22 protein-coding genes are annotated in these 19,638 nt (G+C 69.4%); 6 read left to right on the top strand and 16 right to left on the bottom strand.

Going from position 1 to position 19,638, the window contains the following annotated elements:
- The first annotated feature begins 111 nt into the window (after nucleotides 1-111).
- Nucleotides 112-834, top strand: a complete 723-nt coding sequence (locus ACWDMM_RS02640) for an HNH endonuclease family protein (protein ID WP_195077351.1) — start codon at nucleotides 112-114, stop codon at nucleotides 832-834.
- Here the strand turns inward: ACWDMM_RS02640 and ACWDMM_RS02635 are convergent.
- Nucleotides 831-1,847, bottom strand: a complete 1,017-nt coding sequence (locus ACWDMM_RS02635; protein ID WP_323123950.1) for a zinc-dependent alcohol dehydrogenase family protein — start codon at nucleotides 1,845-1,847, stop codon at nucleotides 831-833. The genes ACWDMM_RS02640 and ACWDMM_RS02635 overlap by 4 nt on opposite strands.
- Nucleotides 1,847-2,290 (bottom strand): hypothetical protein, encoded by a 444-nt coding sequence (locus ACWDMM_RS02630; RefSeq protein WP_195077350.1) that lies wholly within the window; start codon nucleotides 2,288-2,290, stop codon nucleotides 1,847-1,849. The genes ACWDMM_RS02635 and ACWDMM_RS02630 overlap by 1 nt, the downstream gene beginning before the upstream one ends.
- Nucleotides 2,291-2,376: 86 nt before the next feature.
- Between ACWDMM_RS02630 and ACWDMM_RS02625 the strand changes: the two genes are divergently transcribed.
- Complete coding sequence (locus ACWDMM_RS02625) at nucleotides 2,377-3,168, top strand: helix-turn-helix domain-containing protein (protein WP_195077349.1); 792 nt, start codon at nucleotides 2,377-2,379, stop codon at nucleotides 3,166-3,168.
- Nucleotides 3,169-3,418: 250 nt separating this feature from the next.
- Here the strand turns inward: ACWDMM_RS02625 and ACWDMM_RS02620 are convergent, their stop codons facing one another.
- From ACWDMM_RS02620 to ACWDMM_RS02605, 4 genes are all read right to left on the bottom strand, one after another.
- Nucleotides 3,419-4,621 (bottom strand): FAD-dependent oxidoreductase, encoded by a 1,203-nt coding sequence (locus tag ACWDMM_RS02620; RefSeq protein ID WP_195077348.1) that lies wholly within the window; start codon nucleotides 4,619-4,621, stop codon nucleotides 3,419-3,421.
- Between the two features lie 181 nt (nucleotides 4,622-4,802).
- Nucleotides 4,803-5,447, bottom strand: a complete 645-nt coding sequence (locus ACWDMM_RS02615; protein ID WP_195077347.1) for a PadR family transcriptional regulator — start codon at nucleotides 5,445-5,447, stop codon at nucleotides 4,803-4,805.
- A gap of 60 nt (nucleotides 5,448-5,507) precedes the next feature.
- Nucleotides 5,508-7,541: an MDR family MFS transporter gene (locus tag ACWDMM_RS02610; RefSeq protein ID WP_323123951.1), complete on the bottom strand. Its 2,034-nt coding sequence runs from the start codon at nucleotides 7,539-7,541 to the stop codon at nucleotides 5,508-5,510.
- A gap of 55 nt (nucleotides 7,542-7,596) precedes the next feature.
- The gene (locus ACWDMM_RS02605) at nucleotides 7,597-8,256 is read right to left on the bottom strand and encodes a TetR/AcrR family transcriptional regulator (protein ID WP_195077346.1); all 660 of its coding nucleotides are present in this window, start codon (nucleotides 8,254-8,256) and stop codon (nucleotides 7,597-7,599) included.
- A 161-nt stretch (nucleotides 8,257-8,417) separates the two neighbouring features.
- Here ACWDMM_RS02605 and ACWDMM_RS02600 point away from each other — a divergent pair, with 161 nt between their 5' ends.
- The 4 genes from ACWDMM_RS02600 (at nucleotide 8,418) to ACWDMM_RS02585 (ending at nucleotide 11,934) form a co-directional block, all read left to right on the top strand.
- Nucleotides 8,418-9,827 (top strand): lipase family protein, encoded by a 1,410-nt coding sequence (locus ACWDMM_RS02600; RefSeq protein WP_397069781.1) that lies wholly within the window; start codon nucleotides 8,418-8,420, stop codon nucleotides 9,825-9,827.
- Nucleotides 9,828-9,940: 113 nt separating this feature from the next.
- A complete protein-coding gene (locus ACWDMM_RS02595; protein WP_195077344.1) occupies nucleotides 9,941-10,816 on the top strand; it encodes an oxidoreductase in 876 nt (291 codons plus the stop codon).
- Nucleotides 10,817-11,104: 288 nt separating this feature from the next.
- A complete protein-coding gene (locus ACWDMM_RS02590; protein ID WP_195077343.1) occupies nucleotides 11,105-11,575 on the top strand; it encodes a transcriptional regulator in 471 nt (156 codons plus the stop codon).
- Nucleotides 11,572-11,934 (top strand): DUF3817 domain-containing protein, encoded by a 363-nt coding sequence (locus ACWDMM_RS02585; protein ID WP_067803046.1) that lies wholly within the window; start codon nucleotides 11,572-11,574, stop codon nucleotides 11,932-11,934. Before ACWDMM_RS02590 ends, ACWDMM_RS02585 begins: the two co-directional genes overlap by 4 nt.
- Before the next feature lie 7 nt (nucleotides 11,935-11,941).
- Here ACWDMM_RS02585 and rdgB read toward each other — a convergent pair whose 3' ends face one another.
- The 10 genes from rdgB to clpS all read right to left on the bottom strand — a co-directional run bounded on the left by rdgB (nucleotide 11,942) and on the right by clpS (nucleotide 19,585).
- Nucleotides 11,942-12,553: an RdgB/HAM1 family non-canonical purine NTP pyrophosphatase gene (gene rdgB, locus ACWDMM_RS02580; RefSeq protein ID WP_195077342.1), complete on the bottom strand. Its 612-nt coding sequence runs from the start codon at nucleotides 12,551-12,553 to the stop codon at nucleotides 11,942-11,944.
- Entirely contained in the window at nucleotides 12,553-13,323 is a 771-nt protein-coding gene (gene rph, locus ACWDMM_RS02575) for a ribonuclease PH (RefSeq protein WP_195077341.1), read from the bottom strand. The genes rdgB and rph overlap by 1 nt, the downstream gene beginning before the upstream one ends.
- Before the next feature lie 701 nt (nucleotides 13,324-14,024).
- Nucleotides 14,025-14,789: a cyclic nucleotide-degrading phosphodiesterase gene (locus ACWDMM_RS02570; protein ID WP_195077340.1), complete on the bottom strand. Its 765-nt coding sequence runs from the start codon at nucleotides 14,787-14,789 to the stop codon at nucleotides 14,025-14,027.
- A 68-nt stretch (nucleotides 14,790-14,857) separates the two neighbouring features.
- The gene (locus ACWDMM_RS02565; RefSeq protein WP_195077339.1) at nucleotides 14,858-15,574 is read right to left on the bottom strand and encodes a rhomboid family intramembrane serine protease; all 717 of its coding nucleotides are present in this window, start codon (nucleotides 15,572-15,574) and stop codon (nucleotides 14,858-14,860) included.
- Nucleotides 15,575-15,642: 68 nt separating this feature from the next.
- Complete coding sequence (locus tag ACWDMM_RS02560) at nucleotides 15,643-16,605, bottom strand: cysteine synthase (protein ID WP_449935648.1); 963 nt, start codon at nucleotides 16,603-16,605, stop codon at nucleotides 15,643-15,645.
- Between the two features lie 8 nt (nucleotides 16,606-16,613).
- Nucleotides 16,614-16,886: a MoaD/ThiS family protein gene (locus ACWDMM_RS02555; protein WP_195077337.1), complete on the bottom strand. Its 273-nt coding sequence runs from the start codon at nucleotides 16,884-16,886 to the stop codon at nucleotides 16,614-16,616.
- Between the two features lie 33 nt (nucleotides 16,887-16,919).
- Nucleotides 16,920-17,339 carry a Mov34/MPN/PAD-1 family protein gene (locus ACWDMM_RS02550; RefSeq protein WP_067803148.1) on the bottom strand — a complete coding sequence of 140 codons (420 nt, stop codon included), beginning with the start codon at nucleotides 17,337-17,339 and terminating at the stop codon, nucleotides 16,920-16,922.
- A 188-nt stretch (nucleotides 17,340-17,527) separates the two neighbouring features.
- Nucleotides 17,528-18,589 (bottom strand): P1 family peptidase, encoded by a 1,062-nt coding sequence (locus ACWDMM_RS02545; RefSeq protein WP_195077336.1) that lies wholly within the window; start codon nucleotides 18,587-18,589, stop codon nucleotides 17,528-17,530.
- A gap of 53 nt (nucleotides 18,590-18,642) precedes the next feature.
- Nucleotides 18,643-19,212 carry an oxidative stress transcriptional regulator AosR gene (gene aosR / locus ACWDMM_RS02540; protein WP_195077335.1) on the bottom strand — a complete coding sequence of 190 codons (570 nt, stop codon included), beginning with the start codon at nucleotides 19,210-19,212 and terminating at the stop codon, nucleotides 18,643-18,645.
- Nucleotides 19,213-19,234: 22 nt separating this feature from the next.
- On the bottom strand, nucleotides 19,235-19,585 hold the full coding sequence (gene clpS / locus ACWDMM_RS02535; RefSeq protein ID WP_039796380.1) for an ATP-dependent Clp protease adapter ClpS: 351 nt from the start codon (nucleotides 19,583-19,585) through the stop codon (nucleotides 19,235-19,237).
- Nucleotides 19,586-19,638 lie beyond the last annotated feature (53 nt).

Genomic DNA, 19,638 nt, shown 5'->3' with positions numbered 1-19,638 from the left:
GCGAGGTTCGCTGTGCCGAATCTCATACGCGCCGTTCGGTTGTGCGAACCTCGCCACTGGATACCTTGACGCCGGTTACAGTTCCAAGTGGATGCGGCGTTAGGAAGTTCGATGAAGTCCACAGTGCAACGGCTGGCTCTGATCGGCGTCATGGTGGCGACTTCCCTCGGACTGGTCTCCTGCACCACCGTTCCGCCCGGCGATTCCGCGGCCTCCGGCTGCGGTTCCGGCGGGCGAGCCTGCGCCGACGCGCCTGCCCCGATTCCCTCGCGCGACGCGCTCGCGCTGCTGAACTCGCTGCGCGTGGCCGACCGCGCGCCCAAAACCGGTTACAGCCGCGATGAATTCGGACCGCCCTGGTCGGACAACGTCTCGGTGCCCGGCGGCAACAACGGCTGCGACACCCGCAACGACATCCTTCAGCGCGATATGACCGACGTGACGTTCAAGTCGGGCAAGTGCATTGTCGCGACCGGAAGGCTGGCCGACCCCTACACCGGCAAGACCATCGACTTCAAGCGCGGCACGAAGTCCTCCGACGACGTGCAGATCGACCACGTCGTGGCGCTGTCGGACGCCTGGCAGAAAGGCGCGCAGAAACTCTCCGCCGAACGCCGCCGCGACCTGGCCAACGACCCGATGAACCTGCAAGCCGTCGACGGCCCGACCAACCAGTCCAAGAGCGACTCCGACGCGGCCGAATGGCTGCCGCCGAGCAATGGCTACCACTGCGCCTACGTGACCAGGCAGATCCAGGTGAAAACGGCCTACCAGCTCTGGGTCACCCCGGCCGAGAAGGACGCCATGGCAAGGATTCTCGCCGCCTGCCCCTAGGGAAACTCGATCACCACCTTCCCGAACGGATTCCCGGCGCGGAAGTACCGGTAGGCCGCTTCGGCTTCCTCGAAGGCGAACACGCGGTCGATGACGGGGCGCATCCGGTGGGCGATGATCGCTCGGTTCATCGCCTCGAAATGCGTCCGGCTGCCCACCGCGATGCGGCGGATGGACAGATACGACGTCCCGAACGGGCTGCCCGCGGGCGGGTCGGCGGCGGGCATCGCGCCGATCATGGTGATCCGCGCGTTGTATCCGCCCGACCGCACTGATTTCGCCAGCGTCGGCATGCCCACCGCGTCGAGGACGTGTTCCACCCCGTCGCCGCCGGTGCGGTCGAGCACGGCAAGCTCCCAGTCCGGCGTCCGGCTGCGATCGATCACCTCGTCGGCGCCGAGCGCGCGTAACCGCTCGGCCTTGCGGGCGCTCGACGTGACCGAGATGACGTCGGCGCCAATTATTTTCGCGTGCTGCACGCCGAACAGCGCCACCGATCCACTACCGACGGTCAATACGGTCTCACCCGGCCGCGCCGGCAGCGGCGTACTCAGCGCCGCCCACGCCACCACCCCCGCGCAGGTGAGCGTGGCCGCCTCCACGTCGGTGAGGTGGCCGGGCACGTGCACCACCGAATCCTCCTCCAGCACCGCGTAAGTGGCGAGCATGCCGGGATACGTCGCGCCGTACTGCTCGAGGACGTGCGCTCGGCGCTGCGGGCCGTCGATCCAGCGGACGAAGTAGGTGGCGGTCACCCGGTCGCCCACCGCGGCGCGCGTCACTTTCTCGCCGACGGCGATCACCTCGCCGACGCCGTCGCTGAGCGGGACGACGCCAGGCGTCGCGGGCAGCGGGTAGGTCCCGTCCAGCAACATCAGATCGCGACGATTCAGGGACGCCGCCCGCACCCGGATCACCACTTGACGTGGGCCGGGCACCGGCATCTCCTGCGGTGCGGCCGTCAGCGCGCCCGCCCCGCGCGAGGGGTCGAGATGGTAGGCGACGGCCGTCATCAGGCGACGCCGATGTACTGGTGGTCCCACCGGATCCGGCCCGCGTCGTCGAGCGCGATGACGTCGTATCCGCCGCCGACTACCGCCCCGTCGGCCTTCGTCACCATATGCCAGGTCAGGCCGATCAGGTTCACCGAGAGGCGGATCGCGGGCCCCTCGGGGACGAACATGTGGTCACCAGGGGCGACGAACTCCTCGTAGGCGCGATCGACGCGCCGGTCCAGCGCTTCGTAACCGCGGATCTCCACGGTCGGGATCGGGAAGGACAACCGGGCCAGCGCCTCCCGCATCGCCTGCGGCGGATCCACCAGCACCTGGGCGCCGTCCTCGGCCCACAGCTGCCGGACGCGCTCGTGCCTGGCCTCGGCGTCCGGCTCGTTCCACAGCGCGATGTAGCGTTCGGCGAATCGGGACAGTTCCTGCTCATCGAGTGTCTTGCTCATGCGGCGAAGTCTTGCCGTCCTTCGACGCCTGTGCGATTCCCCGCAAGGTATGGCGAGCCCGCCGCCCGACGCCCGATACTGCTGCCATGACGACGGCGGCCGAGTCCACCGGGTTCGCCCGGCAGCTCAAGCATTGGCGCACGCTGCGCCGGGTCAGCCAGCTGGATCTCGCGATCCGCGCCGACACCACTCAGCGTCATCTGAGCTTTCTGGAACAGGGCCGCTCGCGCCCCGGACGCACCATGGTGGTGCGACTGGCCGAATCACTGGAGCTGTCGCTGCGTGAGCGCAACGGACTGCTGCTCGCCGCGGGTTACGCGCCGGTCTTCCCCGAATCGGCGCTGGACACCGAGGCATTGGCGCCGGTGCTGGCGGCGTTGCGGGCGATCCTGGACGGCCACCTGCCCTACCCGGCGCTGGTGGTCCGGCCGCACGGTGTGCTGCTCGCGGCCAATGCGGCATTCGGCGTGCTCACCGAGGGCGCAGCCCCATGGCTGCTGGAACCGCCGGTCAACGTGCTGCGGCTGGCGCTGCACCCGGACGGCCTGGCCGCCCGCGTGGTCAACCTGCCGGAATGGGGACGGCATGTCACCGAGGCGCTGCGCAACCGGATGGCCCGCAACCCCGATCCCGTCTTGGACGAGCTCATAGACGAACTGGAGACCTATCTGCCGCAAGCCGAGCCGGGTCCGGACCATCTGGGTTTCGCGGTGCCGCTGCGGCTGCGCAGCGCCGACGGGGAGTTGCGCCTGATCACCACGCTCACCTCGTTCGCCACCGCGGTGGACGTGACGCTCGCCGAGCTGCAACTGGAGGCGTTCCTGCCCGGCGACGAGCAGACCGCGCGGATCTTGCGCGACCGCGCGACGCGCTACTGACCGCTCACGCTCACCAGTGCCGCCCGCTCGGCGGCGGACGCACCGGCTCGACGTGCGGGGAGACACGGGCGGCGCGCCGCAGATGCGGTGGCGGATGCCGGTTCCATCAGCGCCGCGAACGACTCCGAATCGGAGTGGGGCGCGACGATTTCGAAACCACTGTCCGCAAGTCGGCGGCGAGCCGGACAAGAGCTGTCCAGCCGTCGACAGGCCCCGCGGGTGGCGAAACCCGCGGGACCTACCAGCCGACTCAGACCGACGCGAGTTCGCGCTCGGCGGGAGCGTCCCAATCGATCCGGTAGCGCTGCTCCGGCCCCATGGTCTTCTCCGGCTTCATCACGGTCTTGGCCATGACCGGCATGAGCAGCTGCATGACCTTGCGCCCCACCGGCCCCGGCGTCTTGCTGTGGTTGATCTTCGCGGCGCGGGCCGCGACGCCCTCCACCCGCTCGCGCCGCAAGCGCTCGTAGACCGCGAACGCCTCCGCAGCAGGCAGATCACGCAGGCAGCGGGCCAGCTGCACGGCGCTCTCGATCGCCAGCGACGCGCCCTGACCGGAGCTGTTGGACGGAGCGTGCACCGCGTCGCCCACCAGCACCATCCGCCCGCGATGCCAGTGCGGCACCGGCGGCATGATGTGCAGCGCGCCGACCACCTCCAACTGCTCCTCGGTGGTGCGCCGGGCGAGTTCGCCGCCCGGCGTGTCGTCGCGGTAGGTCTCGCGCAAGATCTTCAACCAATGCGCGCTCGGCACCGCCCGCGCCGCGGTGAGCGACAGATATTCCTTGTGCGGCAGGTTGGCTCCCCACGCCACCCGCCCGTCCCCGAGCGGCCAGTACAGGTAGTACGCCCGCTTGCCGAACGCGAAAGTCATGGTGTCCGGCGGGATGTCGGCGTCGCACTCGGTGGTCGCGCCGAAGCCGAGCATGCCGGTGTAGTCGGGGCCCGGAGCGTTCGGGTCGATCAGCGTGCGCACCCGTGAACGGATGCCGTCCGCGCCGATCAGCACGTCTGCGGTGGCCGCGCTGCCGTCGGCGAACCTGGCCGTGACGCCCGACTCGTCCTCGTGCGCGTCCACCAGGCGCTTGTTGTACTCGAACGGAACGCCCGCCGCGACCGCGTGCTGGTGCAGCGTTCGGTGCAGCTCACTGCGATCGACCAATTGCAGCGGCGGCAGATCGGGGATGCCGGGCATCTCCAGCACCTTGGCGCCGACGGACATGTTCATATTGCGGACCGACAGCGCGATCGCGCGGACCGGGTCGCCCGCCCCGATGATGTCGAGCGCGGCGATGCCGTTCGGCGCCAGCGCGAGCCCGCTGCCGATGCCGTAGGAAGGGCCGGGGTAGGCCTCGTAGACGCGGGCGTCGATGCCCGCTTTGCGCAGGGCCGTCGCGACGACGGGACCGGCGATTCCGCCACCGATCACCAGGGCGGTACGTGTTGTGGACATGGGTGTCTCCAGGATTCGTGCGATACGGGTTCGGTTGCCCGAACCGACTCGCGCGCCACCCACCCGGTTATCCTGTGGTTGCCAGCCTTGTAGCCGGGTGCGCGTTCGCGGGCGCGGTTCGAGACTGTTCGATCGGGCCCGGCGGCGGTGTTGCCGCACCTTCGCCGGGTCCGGTTCTCGGCTAGTTCTCGGCCATCCCCCTCTCCACCATTTCGTCGACGTCGGACGGCAGCATGCCGCGCTCGTGCCACTCGCGCCATTGGGCCAGTCCGGGGAAGGTGCCCTCGGTCAGCTCCGCGCGCAGCGAGCGCGTCCACGCCGCCTCGGCCTCCAGCATCGCCAGCCCGAACTCGGATTCGATGATGAACAGCCGCGGCAGCGTGCCCGCGAGCTCGCCGAGTTCGCGTCGCACGGTGGCGATGGTGCGCTCCAGCGCTTCGAGGCGGGTGCCGAGCAGTTCCACCACCTCGGCGGGCGGAAGCACCGCGAGAATCGACAGGCCCGCGACGAACCGGTGATGTTCCGGCTCCGGAGTGGACAGCAGTTCCCTGGTCCAGTCGGCCATCTCGGCACGGCCCGCGTCGGTGATCCGGTAGATCACCCGCTCGGGCCGGGCGCCTTCCCGTTCACTGCCGACGACCTCCAGGAACCCGACCTTGGCCATGTTCTGCACGACCGTGTAGAGCGAACCCCACTTGATCGCCATGTCGTGGTCCTTGCCCCGCTCGCGCAGGGTCTGGGCGATCTCGTAGCGGTGCATCGGGCGCTCGATGATCACCGACAGCACCGCGAGCGCCAGCAGGTTGTCGACCTTGCGCTTCTTCATCGCGGCACCTCCCTTACTCGTCTACGAATATACGTCTACGAGTAATCGGCCGCAAGCAGATCAGGCTGGCACCGTCTCCTGTGCGCGCGTCTGGTCTTCCAGCAACTTGGTGGCGATGTTCGCCAGCGCCTGATCCAGCAGCGCGCGATCGGCGGGATCGGCCTCGTTCCAGTCGTCGAGCCTGGTGTCGAGCCAGCGCCGCCAGGCCGCCTTGATCCGATCCAGCTCGGCCGCTCCGGCGTCGGTGAGCCGCAGTCGCTGTCCCTCCCGCGTCAGATAACCTTCCGCGCCGACCTGGTCGTAGATCGGCTCGATCACCTCCTCGGGCACGCGGTGCGCCCGCGCGATCCCGGTCAGCGTGGCGTCGCCGCGCACGCGATCGCGCAGATACACCTGCCCGAGCGCCCATGCCTCGCCGCGCGTGAGGTCGCTGTCGGCGTCGGCGAGGATGCGCGGGCCGATCGGATCCTGCGCTCCCGCCCTGCGCATGGTCCCCGCGATCGCCCGTTCCAGTTGCACCAGCCGATCGGGTGAGTCGGGCACCGAGAACCCCTCCCCCACATCCCCCGCGCCCGCCCGCGCGCTGTCGCGCAGCGGCACCTCGGGCAGGAACCACGCGACCACGAATCCGGCCAGTGCGATCGGCACGACCCAGAAGAACACGTGGTCGATGGAGTCCGCGTACGCGTCGATGATCGGCGCCGACTGTTCGGCGGGCAGGGCGCGCAACGCTTGCGGATCCGCGGCGACCGCGGGCGGCACCACGCCGACCCGGGCCAGGGCGGCGGCGAGGTCGGGGCCGATCTCGTTGCTGTAGAGGGTGCCGAAGATGGCCGTGCCGAAGGCGCTGCCCAGCGTGCGGAAGAACGTGACGCCGGAGGTCGCGGTACCGAGCTGGGCGTAGGGCACGGTGTTCTGCACGACGATGGTGAGCACCTGCATCGCCAGTCCGATGCCGAGGCCGAGGATCAGCATGTACAGCGACTCCAGCCACGTGCCGGTGTCGCGGCCCATCGTCGACATCAGATACAGGCCGAGCGACATGACCAGCGTGCCCGCGATCGGGAAATACCGATAGCGCCCGGATTTGCCGACCACCTGCCCGGACAGGATCGAGGTGGCGAACAGGCCCGCCACCAGCGGCAGCGTGCGTACACCCGACATGGTGGCCGAAACGCCGTCGACGTATTGCAGATACGCGGGCAGGTAGGTCATCGAGCCGAGCATCGCGAAGCCGACGATGAAGCTGAGAATCGAGCACACCGTGAACACCTGGCTGCGGAACAAGCCCATCGGCAGCATCGGCTCGGTGGCCCGCAACTCCACCGCGACGAACGTGGCGAGCAGGAACACCGCCGCGGCGAACAGGCCGATGATCGTCGGCGAATTCCACGCGTATTGCTGACCGCCCCATTCCAGGCCGAGGATCAAGCAGGAGACGCCCAGCGCCACCAGGCCGATGCCGAGGTAGTCGATCACCGGTTTGGCCGCGGCGCGCACCCGCGGGAGGGTGCGCGCCGCCAGCGCGATCATCACCACCGCGACCGGCACGTTGACGTAGAAGCACCAGCGCCAGCTGGCATGGTCGGTGAACAGGCCGCCCAGCGTCGGGCCGATCACCGTGGTCACGCCGAATACCGCGCCAAGCGCGCCCTGATACTTGCCCCGCTGCCGCAGCGGAATGATGTCGGCGATCAGCGCCATCGACGTGACCATCAACCCGCCCGCGCCGAAGCCCTGGATCCCACGGGCGAGGACCAGCAACAACATGCCGTTGGCCAGCCCGGCGACCATCGAGCCGACGATGAAGATCACGGCACTGATCTGGAACACCAGCTTGCGGCCGAACAGATCGCCGAGCTTCCCCGCCAGCGCCGTCGCCACCGCCTCGGCGAGCAGGTAGGAGGTGACCACCCACGCCATATGCCCCGCGCCGCCGAGGTCGGCGACGATGGTGGGCAGCGCGGTGGACACGATGGTCTGGTCCAGTGCCGCCATGAGCATGCCGAGCACGATGGTGCCGAACACGATGTTGGTCTTGGCCCTGCCCATCGGAGCGACAGGGTCCGGGGCGACAGCAACCGAACCGGCCATCAGCTCAGTATGGGCTTTCGCCGCTCGGATGAATATCCAGCGACACGGCAGCGAATCAGCCGGCCGTACTCTCCCGCGCTTCGTCGCGCGGTTCGATGAGCGACATCGCGATGGGGACGAGCAGATCGACGAGCTCGGCCACCGTCGGACGCGGATCGGCCAGCACCCACTCGTGCGCGAGGCCGTTGATCGCGCCGATCAAGGCGCTCGCCCCCCACCCGGGCGCGCCGCGTATCCGCGAACCTGGCGCTACCACGGGCACCACGTGGGATTCCAGCACGGCCGCCCACCCGTGCCTGCGCTCGCGCCGGTGCCGCTCCATCCGCTCGCTCACGCCGACCACTTCGATGAAGGCGACCTTCGCGCGATAGGGATCCGAGCCGATCGATTCCAGGTAGGCGGTCACCACGGCGGTCATCGCGGCGCGCAGGTCGAACCGCGGGTCGAGCGCGTCCATCCGCGCGACCACGGCGGCGGCGGCCTCGTCCTGGATCCGGTCGTACGCGGCGACCAGCACGTCCTCCCTGGCTTGGAACTCCTCGTAGAACTGCCGTTTGGACAAACCCGCGGCGGCGCACACGTCGGCCAGCGAACAGTCGGCATAGCCGCGCTCGGCGAAGATCCGGGTGGCCGCCTCGAGGAACCGCTGCCGCCGCTCGGCTTTCCGTTCCACGACGGCACGCCCACCGTATTGCCTGCCCACTGTCGCCGTCACATCTCTCACCGTAGCGAAATCACGGCGACCACGAACCGGTCCCGTCGCCTTGACGGTCGCCGCTGCCTACTTGTGATCGGCGGTCATGACGCCGCATACTCGGGCCAGTCTGAAACCGATGGGGCTCACAAATGTGGCTCACCGAACGAAGAGGTTCTCGCGTGGTCATTTCCCGCAAGCACGCACCGAAGCTGCTCGCGGCGCTCGCCGCGGTCGCGGTGGGGCTGCCGTCGCTCCCCGGCTCCGCCGCCGCCGAGCCCCAGCCGGACGCTCCGGTGGTCCAGCCCGCGCTGCCGTTCCCGATTCCGCCGCTGCCGCCCGGCTTCGACCCGGCGTTCTACCGCCCGCCCGCGCAGACCTACGCCGATCTGGCTCCCGGCCAGATCATCGCCGCGCGCCAGGTCAATCTGGCCAACCTCTCGCTGCTTCCGGTGAACGTGGACGCCTGGCAGCTGTCCTACCGCTCCACCAACTCCCGCGGCGAGGCCATCGCCGCCGTGGCAACGGTGATCAAGCCGCGCGGCTACGTCGCCGACCGGCCGCTGTTCTCCTACCAGATCGCCGAGGACTCGACCGGCAACTACTGCATGCCGTCGTATCAGCTCCAGATGGGTTCCATCCCGGCGACCTTGACCGGCTCGACCCTGGTGGCCGCGCAGTTCCTCGAGGTGCAGGCCGCGCTGGCCCAGGGCTGGGCCGCGGTGATCCCGGATCACCAGGGGCCCGATTCGGCGTACGCCGCGGGACCTTTGGCGGGTCGCATCACGCTCGACGGCATTCGCGCCGCGGAGAACTTCGCGCCGATGCAACTGTCCGGGACCGGGACCAGGGTCGGGATGATGGGCTACTCCGGCGGCGCGATCGCCACCGGCTGGGCCGCCGAACTGAAGCGCGCCTACGCACCCGAACTGAATGTGGTCGGCGCCGCGGAGGGCGGCATCCCCGCCGACCTGTCCGCCGCGTTGCGAATGGCCAACGGCAATCTCTCCGCCGGGCTGATCTTCGCGGGCGCGCTCGGCGTCTCGCGCGAATATCCGCAACTGCGTCGATTCCTCGACGAGAACGCCAACGGCCTGGGCAGGCTCATGATCGCGGGCAAGGAGCAGCTCTGCGCGAGCTACCAGGCCGCGCTGTTCCCGTTCGCGGACAACCTGGGGATGCTGGCGAAGAATCCGTTCACCGATCCCGCCGTCGTGGACGTTCTGAACAAGACGAAGCTGGGCCAGGCGGTGCCGGACATGCCGATGCTGATGTACCAGGCCAACGCCGACTGGCTCATTCCGGTGGGTCCGGTCAACGAGCTGGTCGGCACCTACGCCAAGGACCCCGGCGCACGGGTCGAGTACATCCGCGACCACTTCAGCGAGCACCTCACCCTCGATCCGATCGCCGCGCCGCGCGCGCTGCTGTGGTTGAAGGATCGGTTCGCGGGCGTGCCGGTGGCCGACGGCGTCACCGTCACCGATGTCGGCTCGATGACGCTGGACCCCGCCACCTGGCAGGTCTGGGGCGAGACGGTGGGCGACGTCCTCGCGGCCGCCTTCGGGCAACCTATCGGCAGCGGCCGCTGAACACCGGCCGGCAGCTCGTGTCGCGGTCGTCCTCCACGACACGAGCTTCCGCGTCTGAGACGATCGTTGGCGATATTCTTCCCCGTAAACTTACTCCAGAGTAAGGTTGACGCATGGCGTGGAAACCAGCTGAGATCCCGGACCAGACGGGACGCACCTTTGTCATCACCGGCGCGAACGGCGGCCTCGGCGCCGTCACCACGAAAGTCCTGGCCGCCAAGGGCGCGACGGTGATCATGGCCTGTCGCAACGCGGTCAAGGCGAAAGAGGTCGCGGCGGGCATCGACGGCGATGTCCGCGTGGCGGAACTCGACCTGGCCGATCTGTCCTCGGTGCGCAAGTTCGCCGACGACAGCGACCGGTTCGACGTCCTGGTCAACAACGCGGGCCTGATGAACATCCCGTTCTCGCGGACCAAGGACGGCTTCGAGACCCAATGGGGAGTCAACCACCTCGGACACTTCGCGCTCACCGGCCTGCTGCTGGACCGGATCACCGATCGGGTGGTCACCCTCTCCAGCATCGCGCACAAGCAGACGCCGAAGCTCTGGATCGATGACCTCGACTACGAGAAGCGCCGGTATCAGCGCAATCTCGCCTACGCGCAGTCCAAGCTGTGCAATCTGATGTTCGCCCGCGAACTGCAGCGCAGGTTGCGCGAATCCGGCTCGTCCAAGCGCTCCTACGCGGTGCATCCCGGTGTCTCGGCCACCGACCTCTTCGCGCACACCGAGACCCCGCTCGATCACATCTCCAAGCCGTTCATCCGCCTGATCGGCCACTCCCCCGCCAAGGCGGCGCACTCGACTTTGTTCGCCGCCACCATGCCCGACGCCGACCCCGAGACCTACTGGGGCCCGACCCGCCTTTTCGGCAGCCAGGGCCCGGTGAAACCCTCGTCCTCCACCCGCCTGTCGCAGAACCGGGACCTGTGGCAGCGGTTGTGGGCCGAATCGGAGCGCAAGACCGGCGTCATCTACCCCGTCTGAACCGGCGACAACGGAGCAGTCAACCCGCAACCGCTCCACCGCCGACCCGGTCCGGACGTATCAAGCCACGGCCAGTGAAACCGGGACCGCTCCGCGCACGCGATGGGGGAACGATCTACCAGCTGTCGACGCGTCCGGTCCGACCGAGCCGCGCGCCCGCCCTTCGGCTCCGGTCGGACCGGCCACGTCGACAGTGCGCTCGCCGCCGCGATGACCGTGGTCACAGCGGGCGACGGACGGCGTACCTCGTTCTACGGCCCGCGTAGTAGAACGGGTACCGTAGAAGCCGTGTCCGCCTCACCCCGCCGCTCGGCACACAACCGCCCGGCCCTCATCGCGCTGGTGATCATCGCCGCGCTGGGCTGCCTGGGGCTGGCCTGGTGGCAATGGGAGCGGTACGAGTCCGCGACCGGCACCGCACAGAATCTCGGCTACGCGTTGCAGTGGCCCCTGTTCGCGGGATTCGCCGTCTTCGCCTACTTCCGGTTCGTACGGCTCGAGCGCGAGGCAAGCGAACCCGAGGAGAAGAACGAATCCGCCGCGGCCCCGCGGCCCGCTTCCGCCGCCAGCCGCACCCCGAAACCGATCGCGCCGACCGAACTGCCGCCGGGTTTGCTGCCCGAGCGGCCGAAAGCCGTCCGGGACGAGGATCCCGTGCTCGCCGAGTACAACCGGTACCTCGCCGCGCTGCACGCCAACGACATCGATGAACAGGTCCGCGCGGCGGGCCTGCACACCCGCGAGAGGAGCGCCGGTTGACCACCAGCGAGAATTCCACCGAGACCACCGCACCGGCCCCGGCCGGAAACGCGGCCAAGATCGGCCCGGCGCTGCTGCGCTACCGGGCGCTGGCCTGGATCACCGGCCTCTGGCTGCTGCTGCTCACCGGTGAGATGATCGCCAAATACGGCTTCGACGTGGCGACCCCCAGCTGGATCGCCGTGGTGCACGGCTGGGTGTACTTCGTCTACCTGCTGGTCACCGCCGATCTCGCGGTCAAGGTCCGCTGGCCGGTCCTGCGCACCGTCGGCACCTTGCTCGCCGGCACCATCCCGCTGCTGTCGTTCTTCGTCGAGCACGTCAACGCCAAGCAGGTCAAGCAGACCTACGGCGTCTGAGGCCGCGTCAGCCTTCGGCGAGCGCCGCGAGCGCGGGCGTCAACCGGGCCAGCGCCCGTCCCCGATGCGACACCGCGTCCTTCTGGGCCGGTGTCAGCTGGGCCGCGGTGAGGTCGCCGCCCTCCGGGATGAACAGCGGGTCGTAACCGAAACCACCGTCGCCCACCGGCTTCCGCCCGATCGAACCGGGCCATTCACCGCGCACCACGGTCTCCGCGCCGCCCGGCACCACCAGCGCGCAGGTGGACACGAATCGCCCGCCGCGCCGCTCGTCCGGCACGTCGGACAGCTGGGCCAGCAGCAGCGCGTTGTTGGCCGCGTCGTCGCCGTGCCTGCCCGACCAGCGCGCCGACAGCACCCCCGGCATGCCGTTCAGCGCGTCCACCTCGATGCCGGAATCGTCGGCGACACAGGCCAACCCCGTGGCCGCCGCGCCGTCGCGGGCCTTGGCCAGCGCGTTCTCCTCGAACGTCGCGCCGGTCTCGGGCGCCTCGTCGTACGGCGGAACATCGTTCAATCCGACGAGCTCGATCCCGGCGATGCCAGCCTCATCGAGGATGCGGCGCAATTCGTTCAGTTTCTTGGCGTTGCGGCTTGCCACCAGCAGACGGCGGGTCATCACTTCTTCTTCGGCTCGGCGGGTTCGGGAAGCACGCCGGGGTACGGCAGCGCCAGCGCCTCCTTCTGCACGACGAACAATCGCTCACAACTGGCGAGCGCGGCATCGAGCAACTTGTCCAGCGTGGAACGCGGGAAGGTGGCTCCCTCGCCGGTGCCCTGGATCTCCACCAGCGTTCCGGTGTCGGTGGCGACCACGTTCATGTCGACCTCGGCGCGCGAATCCTCCTCGTAAGGCAGATCCACGCGCACCCGGCCGTCGACCACGCCGACGCTCACCGCGGCGATCGCGCAGGAGATCGGCTGCGGGTCGGCCAGCGCGCCCGCCGCGCCGAGATAGGTCACCGCGTCCGCCAGCGCCACGTAGGCGCCGGTGATGGCGGCCGTCCTGGTGCCGCCGTCGGCCTGGAGCACATCGCAGTCGATCGCGATGGTGTTCTCGCCGATCGCCGCCAGGTCGATGCAGGCGCGCAGCGAGCGGCCGACCAGGCGGCTGATCTCCTGGGTCCGCCCGCCGATCCGGCCCTTCACCGACTCACGCCCGCTCCGGGTGTGCGTGGCCGCAGGCAGCATCGCGTATTCCGCGGTGAGCCAGCCCAATCCGGAGTCACGCCGCCACGACGGCACCCCCTCGGTGACGCTCGCGGTGCACATCACCCGCGTCTGCCCGAACTCCACCAGCACCGAACCCGCGGGATGCGTGGTGAAACCACGGGTGATCCGGACCTCGCGGAGCTCATCGTCCGCCCTGCCATCGGCTCGTCTCGACACGGCCACAGAATACTGGGTCTTCTGGCCGCGACTTCGTCGCGGCGTGTTCGCGGCTGTGTTTGTATTCCAGCGCCTGCGGCGCTGGGTGTTCGCGGCCCCCTCATGGCTCGTATCCGAGCGACCGCCGCTTGCTCCTTCGTCGCCTACGCGGCGGCCACTCGGACACGAGCCGGGCCACGAACGCGCATGCTCGGTCTCGCTTCGCTCGAAACCTGTAGGGGTGGTGCGCTGGGCACGCTGCGTGACAAGCGCGTGATTCACGGGGCGCCCCTGTCGGCGGGGTGTCGTACGCCACCGCTGCTGCTTCGTCTATCGAACGGCGGTAGCGTCCAGACGAGCCGGGCTTCGGAGGGCGCATGCTGCGTCTCGCTCCGGTCGAGAGCCGTGGTCGAGGCGCGCCGGGCGTGTGGGATCACGGCGGGGACCAGAGGCGTACCCAGAGGAGTTCGGCGGGTGTCTTCGCAGGCCTCGCTGTGTAAGCCATGGGCGGCACCACGAAGCGGCGGGCCGATTGCGAGTCGGCACCGAGTTGTGGGCAGTCGGATCGAGTCGACTCCCTGAGCTTCGGCAGACGGAATGCCTTACGGATTCTTGGATCGGCGCGTCGTTCGGGCGACCCGGCGTGATGCGACAGTGCGCTTCACACGTTGTGGCGAACCCGTTCGATGAGTGCGCGCCGGTCCTGTCGTTACCGGATTCGGTCAGAGATCGAAGGTTTCGCCAGGGGCCACCGCGTGCACGGGGCCGGTGAACTGTTCCTTCGCCTCGGCGATCACGTCTTCGCGGGAGGTCCACGGGGGGATGTGGGTGAGCAGGAGTTCCTTCACGCCTGCCTGGGCGGCGATCTGGCCGGCCTCGGTGCCCGAGAGGTGAATGCCGGGTGGGCGATTCGCCGGGTCGTGGGTCCAGGATGCCTCCGCCATCAGGATGTCGGCACCCTGCGCGAGTTCGTGGACCTGGGGGCACAGCGCGGTGTCGCCGGTATAGACGAAGGTGCGGCCGGCGGCGGTGACGATGCGCAGACCGTAGGACTCCGGCGGGTGGTACATCCGGCGCGCGGTGACGGTGTGGCCCGGCCCGAAGGAGACGGGCTCGCCCTCGACCCAGGCACGCATGTCGATCACATCCGACCAGTCGTCGCATTCGCCGCCGACCTCGGCGGAGGCATTGCCGATGCGCAGCGAGGTGTCCGACGGGCCGCGCACGATCGCCTTCCCTTCCGGGGGCGTCGGGTGGTAGCGGCGCCACACCAGCAAACCGGGCAGGTCGAGGCAGTGGTCGGCGTGCAGATGGGTCAGGAAGATGTCGACCTCACCGGGATCGGCGTGGCGCTGCAACGCGCCCAGCACACCCGGACCGAAATCGATGACCGTTGGCCGCATGTCCGGGCCGGTCAGCAGGTAACCCGACGCGGGAGAGTCCGGGCCGGACACACTGCCCGAGCACCCGAGGACGGTAAGGCGCATCCCCCCATGCTGCCACGCGGAATTCTCACTCAAGAAAGGATCCCCCACATTTCCGGCGGGCCGCCCGCTCACCGCGGCGACGCACCGGTTCCGGCTCGGTCCCCGCGGCGGTTTCGTCGTGCATCCGAAGAGAGTACCCAGCCGGCCAGCAATCCACTCAACGCGCCGAATAGGTGCCCCTGCCAAGAGATTCCGGGCTGACCGGGCAGCACACCCCACAGCAGCGACCCGTAGAGGGCGAGCACGACGAGGCCGAGCACGATCTGCCCGACGTTGCGGGCGAACCAGCCCCGCGAGATGAGGAAGGTCAACCAGCCGAACACCAGCGACGACGCCCCGATGTGCGTGCTGCCCGTCGCGCCGGTGAGCCAGACCCCGAGCCCGGCACCCAGCCAGATGATCGCGGTCGCGGCGAGCCCGCGTCCGATGCCGGTCACCAGGACCAGGAAACCGAGCACCAGCACCGGGAGCGTGTTGCCGATCAGATGCGGCCAGCCGCCGTGCAGCAACGGGGCGAACAGGATGCCGGTCAGCCCGTCGGCGCGGCGCGGTTCGATGCCCGCGTGGTCGAGCTGTCCGCCGACGGCGGTGTCCACCCCTTCGACGCCGTAGAGCACTCCCACGAATCCGGCGATCAGCACACCGGCCCGCAGCCACAGTTGCTTGATCGCGGCGAAGCCTCCGGCGGCGGGCCGCATGGGAGCACCAGCGGGCTTGCCCACTCGCGCACGAAGCGCCGCCAGCCGATCAGGGTCGAACGACGGCCCCAGTCCCGCGCCGGTCATGGCCACCTCCTCGCCGTGGCGGGGGGCGTGGCCCCGCCCCCACCGAGGGTACCGGCGCGGCCGGGGAATCAGGCCCAGAGCTGGCCGTCGAGCCGCTCTTCCGCCTCTTCGAGCGTGCCGTCGTAGGCCCCGGTGGACAGGTACTTCCATCCGCCGTCGGCCACCACGAACGCGATGTCGGCGCGCGTGCCCGCCTTCACCGCCTTGCGGGCGACGCCGAGCGCGGCGTGCAGGATGGCGCCGGTGGAGATCCCGGCGAAGATGCCCTCTTCGAGCACCAGTTCGCGAGTGCGTTTCACCGCGTCGTAAGGGCCGACCGAGAAGCGGGTGGTCAGCACGCTCTCGTCGTACAGCTCGGGGATGAACCCTTCGTCGATGTTGCGCAGGCCGTAGACCAGTTCGCCGTAACGCGGCTCGGCGGCCACGATCTCGATGCCGGGCACCTTCTCCCGCAGGAAGCGGCCGGTCCCCATCAGCGTGCCCGTGGTGCCGAGGCCCGCGACGAAATGGGTGATCTCGGGCAGGTCGGCCAGGATCTCCGGGCCGGTGGTCTCGTAGTGCGCCGACGCGTTCGCCGGATTGCCGTATTGGTAGAGCATCACCCAGTCGGGATGCTCCGCCGCGATCTGCTTGGCCAGCGCGACGGCCTGATTGGAGCCGCCCGCCGCCGGGGAGTCGATGATCCGCGCCCCGAACATGGTGAGCAGCTGCCGCCGCTCCACGGAGGTGTTCTCCGGCATCACGCAGACCAGCTGGTAGCCCTTGAGCTTCGCCGCCATGGCCAGCGAGATGCCCGTGTTGCCGCTGGTGGGCTCCAGGATCGTGCAACCGGGCCGCAGCAACCCGTCGGCCTCGGCCTTCTCGATCATCCGCAGGGCGGGCCGATCCTTGATCGAGCCGGTGGGGTTGCGATCCTCCAGCTTGGCCCACAGTCGCACGTGGTCGTCACCGTCCCAGCGCGGGGACAGGGTGCGCAGCCCGACCAGCGGGGTGTTACCGAGGGTCGCGATCAGCGATTCGTAACGCGCCACGGGACGGGTCAGCCTCCGGCCACGGCGGGCAGGATCGTCACGCTGGCATCCTGCGGCACTTCGGCGTCCAGCCCGCCGGCGAAGCGCACGTCCTCGTCGTCGACGTAGATGTTGACGTAGCGGTTGAGCTTGCCGTCCTTCAGCAGGCGCTCGGCGAGCCCGGGGTGGTTGGCCTCGAGGTCGTCGATCAGCGCCGACAGCGTGGCGCCCTCGGCCTGCACGCGCTTCTCACCTTTGGTGAGGCCGCGCATGATGGTCGGAATGGAGACGGTTACCGGCATGGGTACTCCTCGGTTTCGCGAACAGGCATCGGTCTAGTTCTCGTACGCGTCGACGATCCGCACCGGCTCCTCGGTGACCTCGCCGTCCACGATCCGGTAGCTGCGCAGCTCGTGCTGCTCGGGATCGCGGGTGGAGATCAGCACGTAGTGCGCGAACGGCTCGGAGGCGTAGGACACGTCGGTCCGGCTCGGATAGGCCTCGGTGGCGGTGTGCGAGTGGTAGATGACGACCGGCGCCTCGTCGGCGTCGTCCATCGCGCGCCACACCTTCAACTGCTCGCCGGAGTCGAAGCGGTAGAACGTGGGCGAACGCTCGGCGTTGACCATGGCGATGAAGCGCTCCGGACGATCCGAGCCCTCCGGCCCCGCGATGACACCGCAGGCCTCGTCGGGGTGATCGGCGCGCGCGTGCGCCACCATCGCCTCCACGAGGTCGGCCCTGATCACCAGCACGAGTCGCACACCTTTCCACAACGCCGACCCATCGCAGTCGACAACGAGCCAGGATATTCGGCTATTCCCGCGGCCGGCTCGCCCGGTCCCCGATTCCGGCCCACCAGGTACCCGCCATCCGGAGATCTGCGCCGGGCTCCCCCCGACCACGTCTTTCGAGCGAAGCGATGCCGAGCGGGCGCTGGAAATCAAACGCCGAACAGGTCTCGGTAGGCCGGGATGCCCGCCACCGTGTGCGCCGAGCGGATCGCGTCGACGATGGCGCGTTCGACACAGACGGCGGCGGCCGTGCAGATCTGGTCGAGAACAAGCAGATCGGAGGGAAAGGCGGGCGGCAGTGGCAGACCTGCGTCCTCCTCCGCCGTCCCGGTGGCGAGCGCGAAGAGCGTGTCCCCGTCCAGCGGCGAGTGCGCGGGGCGGATCGCCCTGGCCAACCCGTCGTGCGCGGTGACCGCGACCCGCCTGCATCCCGCCGGATCGAGCGGGGCGTCGGTGGCGACGACGCCGATCGTGGTGTTGAGCACGGTGCCCTTCACCGGCAGCGCGTTCGCCGCCGCCAGCTGCTCTTCGGTCGCCTCCCGCAGCCCGAAGAAGCCGGGCCCGTCGGTGCCGCACCCCCACGGCAACCCGGTGCGCGGATCGAACACCGAGCCGACGGGGTTCGCCACGACAAGCGCGGCGACGGTGATCCCCGCGGCGGCGCCGTCACCGAGCACGATGCTCGCCGTGCCCACCCCGCCTTTGATCGAACCGGCACGCGCGCCGACGCCCGCACCGACCGAACCGCGCGCGAAGTCGACGCCCGCCGCGGCCGCGGCGCGATAGCCGAACTCGGCGGTCGGGCGGATGTCCCACGCGCCGACCGGAAGATCGAAGATCACCGCGCCGGGCACGATCGGCACCACCCGGCTCGGGTCCGCCGGGTCCATCACGATGCCCGCGCCGTTGTCCTCCAGCCATCGCATCACCCCGTCGGCCGCGGCGAGCCCGAAGGCGCTGCCGCCGGTGAGCAGGACCGCGTCGATCCGGCGCACGGTGTTCATCGGATCGAGCAGGTCGGTCTCCCGAGTGCCAGGTCCTCCGCCGCGCACGTCTACCGCCGCCACCGCGCCGCCCGGCACGCGCACCACCGTGCATCCGGTCGCCGCGCCGGAGCCGAGCGTGGCGTCCGGATCGAGGACGTGATGATGACCGACCAGCACTCCGGGCACGTCGGTGATCGAATTGCGTTCACCCGGTTCGGCGTTCACTCTGTGCTCCTCACGGCGCGGACTCTTCGCGCCGATCTTCGCAGCGCGGCCGGTCAGGGCGCCAGCGCCTGGAGCAGCGAGTCCTGCATCCAGGTCAGCCAGTGGTACACGTCCAGGTGCGGAGCGCGCGGATCGTCGGGGTCGAGCTGGTCGGGCGTGTCGGCGTCGATGTTCAGCACCGTGCCAAGGGCCAGCCGCACGTCGGTGAGCGCGGTCAACCAGGCGTCGGCCTGCTCGGGGGTGAGGACGATCTTTCCGCCCGCGCTCGGCACGGTGTCGAGCACGACCGAGCCCGCCGCCAGCTTGGCGTCGATGATGTCGGGCTCGTGCAGTCCGCGCAGCGCGCTGTTGAGGTCGGCGCGTTCGGCGTCCGGCGAGCCGGGTTCGCTGCGGTGGAAGTCCGGCAGCAGCCTGCGCAGCCGCGGATCCTCCGGCGGGACGGTGTTGCCGGATCGCAATCCGGTGAGGGCGGCCAAGTCGTCGTCGGGGGCGGACTCGGCGCGCTCGGTGAGCAGCCCGGAGACCGCACCGACCAGGGACCGAAGCACGTTGGCCTCACGTGCGTCCATTTCGGATCGCAGTTTGAGACCGCTCAGCGAGTTCTTCCTGCTCCACTTGCGCACGGCGTCAGGGTAGTCGTGCTGGTCAGTCGTCCCGCTGCATGGTGGCCCAGAGTCCCGCGGCGTGCAGTCGCTGGACGTCGTGTTCCATCTTGTCGCGCGAACCGGACGAGACCACCGCCTTGCCCTCGTTGTGGACCTTCAGCATCAGCTCGGTCGCCTTCGCTTTGCTGTAGCCGAAAAGCTTCTGGAAGATGTAGGTGACGTAGTGCATCAGGTTGACCGGATCGTCCCAGACCACGGTCACCCACGGACGGTCCTCCGCCTCCAGGATCTCGGTGTACTCCACCGCTTCGGGTGTCGCCTGTGCCGCCGACAATGTCGCGTTCGCGGCGTCCACAACGACGTCACCCCGGACTGTGTTGCACAAGGCCATAGGGTCAAGGGTACGACTCGACCCCGGATAAACAACACCCACGCAGCCCCGAT

The sequence above is a fragment of the Nocardia sp. NPDC003726 genome (assembly GCF_053586955.1).
The sequence above is the reverse complement of the archived record's forward strand: the minus strand, read 5'-3'. Positions and strand labels throughout refer to the sequence as shown.

Bases quoted from the DNA above. Each gene is read 5' to 3' on its own strand.
- ACWDMM_RS02640 (WP_195077351.1), top strand. From the start codon at position 112: ATGAAGTCCACAGTGCAACGGCTGGCTCTGATCGGCGTCATGGTGGCG.
- ACWDMM_RS02635 (WP_323123950.1), bottom strand. From the start codon at position 1,847: ATGACGGCCGTCGCCTACCATCTCGACCCCTCGCGCGGGGCGGGCGCG.
- ACWDMM_RS02630 (WP_195077350.1), bottom strand. From the start codon at position 2,290: ATGAGCAAGACACTCGATGAGCAGGAACTGTCCCGATTCGCCGAACGC.
- ACWDMM_RS02625 (WP_195077349.1), top strand. From the start codon at position 2,377: ATGACGACGGCGGCCGAGTCCACCGGGTTCGCCCGGCAGCTCAAGCAT.
- ACWDMM_RS02620 (WP_195077348.1), bottom strand. From the start codon at position 4,621: ATGTCCACAACACGTACCGCCCTGGTGATCGGTGGCGGAATCGCCGGT.
- ACWDMM_RS02615 (WP_195077347.1), bottom strand. From the start codon at position 5,447: ATGAAGAAGCGCAAGGTCGACAACCTGCTGGCGCTCGCGGTGCTGTCG.
- ACWDMM_RS02610 (WP_323123951.1), bottom strand. From the start codon at position 7,541: ATGGCCGGTTCGGTTGCTGTCGCCCCGGACCCTGTCGCTCCGATGGGC.
- ACWDMM_RS02595 (WP_195077344.1), top strand. From the start codon at position 9,941: ATGGCGTGGAAACCAGCTGAGATCCCGGACCAGACGGGACGCACCTTT.
- rdgB (WP_195077342.1), bottom strand. From the start codon at position 12,553: ATGACCCGCCGTCTGCTGGTGGCAAGCCGCAACGCCAAGAAACTGAAC.
- ACWDMM_RS02570 (WP_195077340.1), bottom strand. From the start codon at position 14,789: ATGCGCCTTACCGTCCTCGGGTGCTCGGGCAGTGTGTCCGGCCCGGAC.
- ACWDMM_RS02565 (WP_195077339.1), bottom strand. From the start codon at position 15,574: ATGACCGGCGCGGGACTGGGGCCGTCGTTCGACCCTGATCGGCTGGCG.
- ACWDMM_RS02555 (WP_195077337.1), bottom strand. From the start codon at position 16,886: ATGCCGGTAACCGTCTCCATTCCGACCATCATGCGCGGCCTCACCAAA.
- clpS (WP_039796380.1), bottom strand. From the start codon at position 19,585: ATGGCCTTGTGCAACACAGTCCGGGGTGACGTCGTTGTGGACGCCGCG.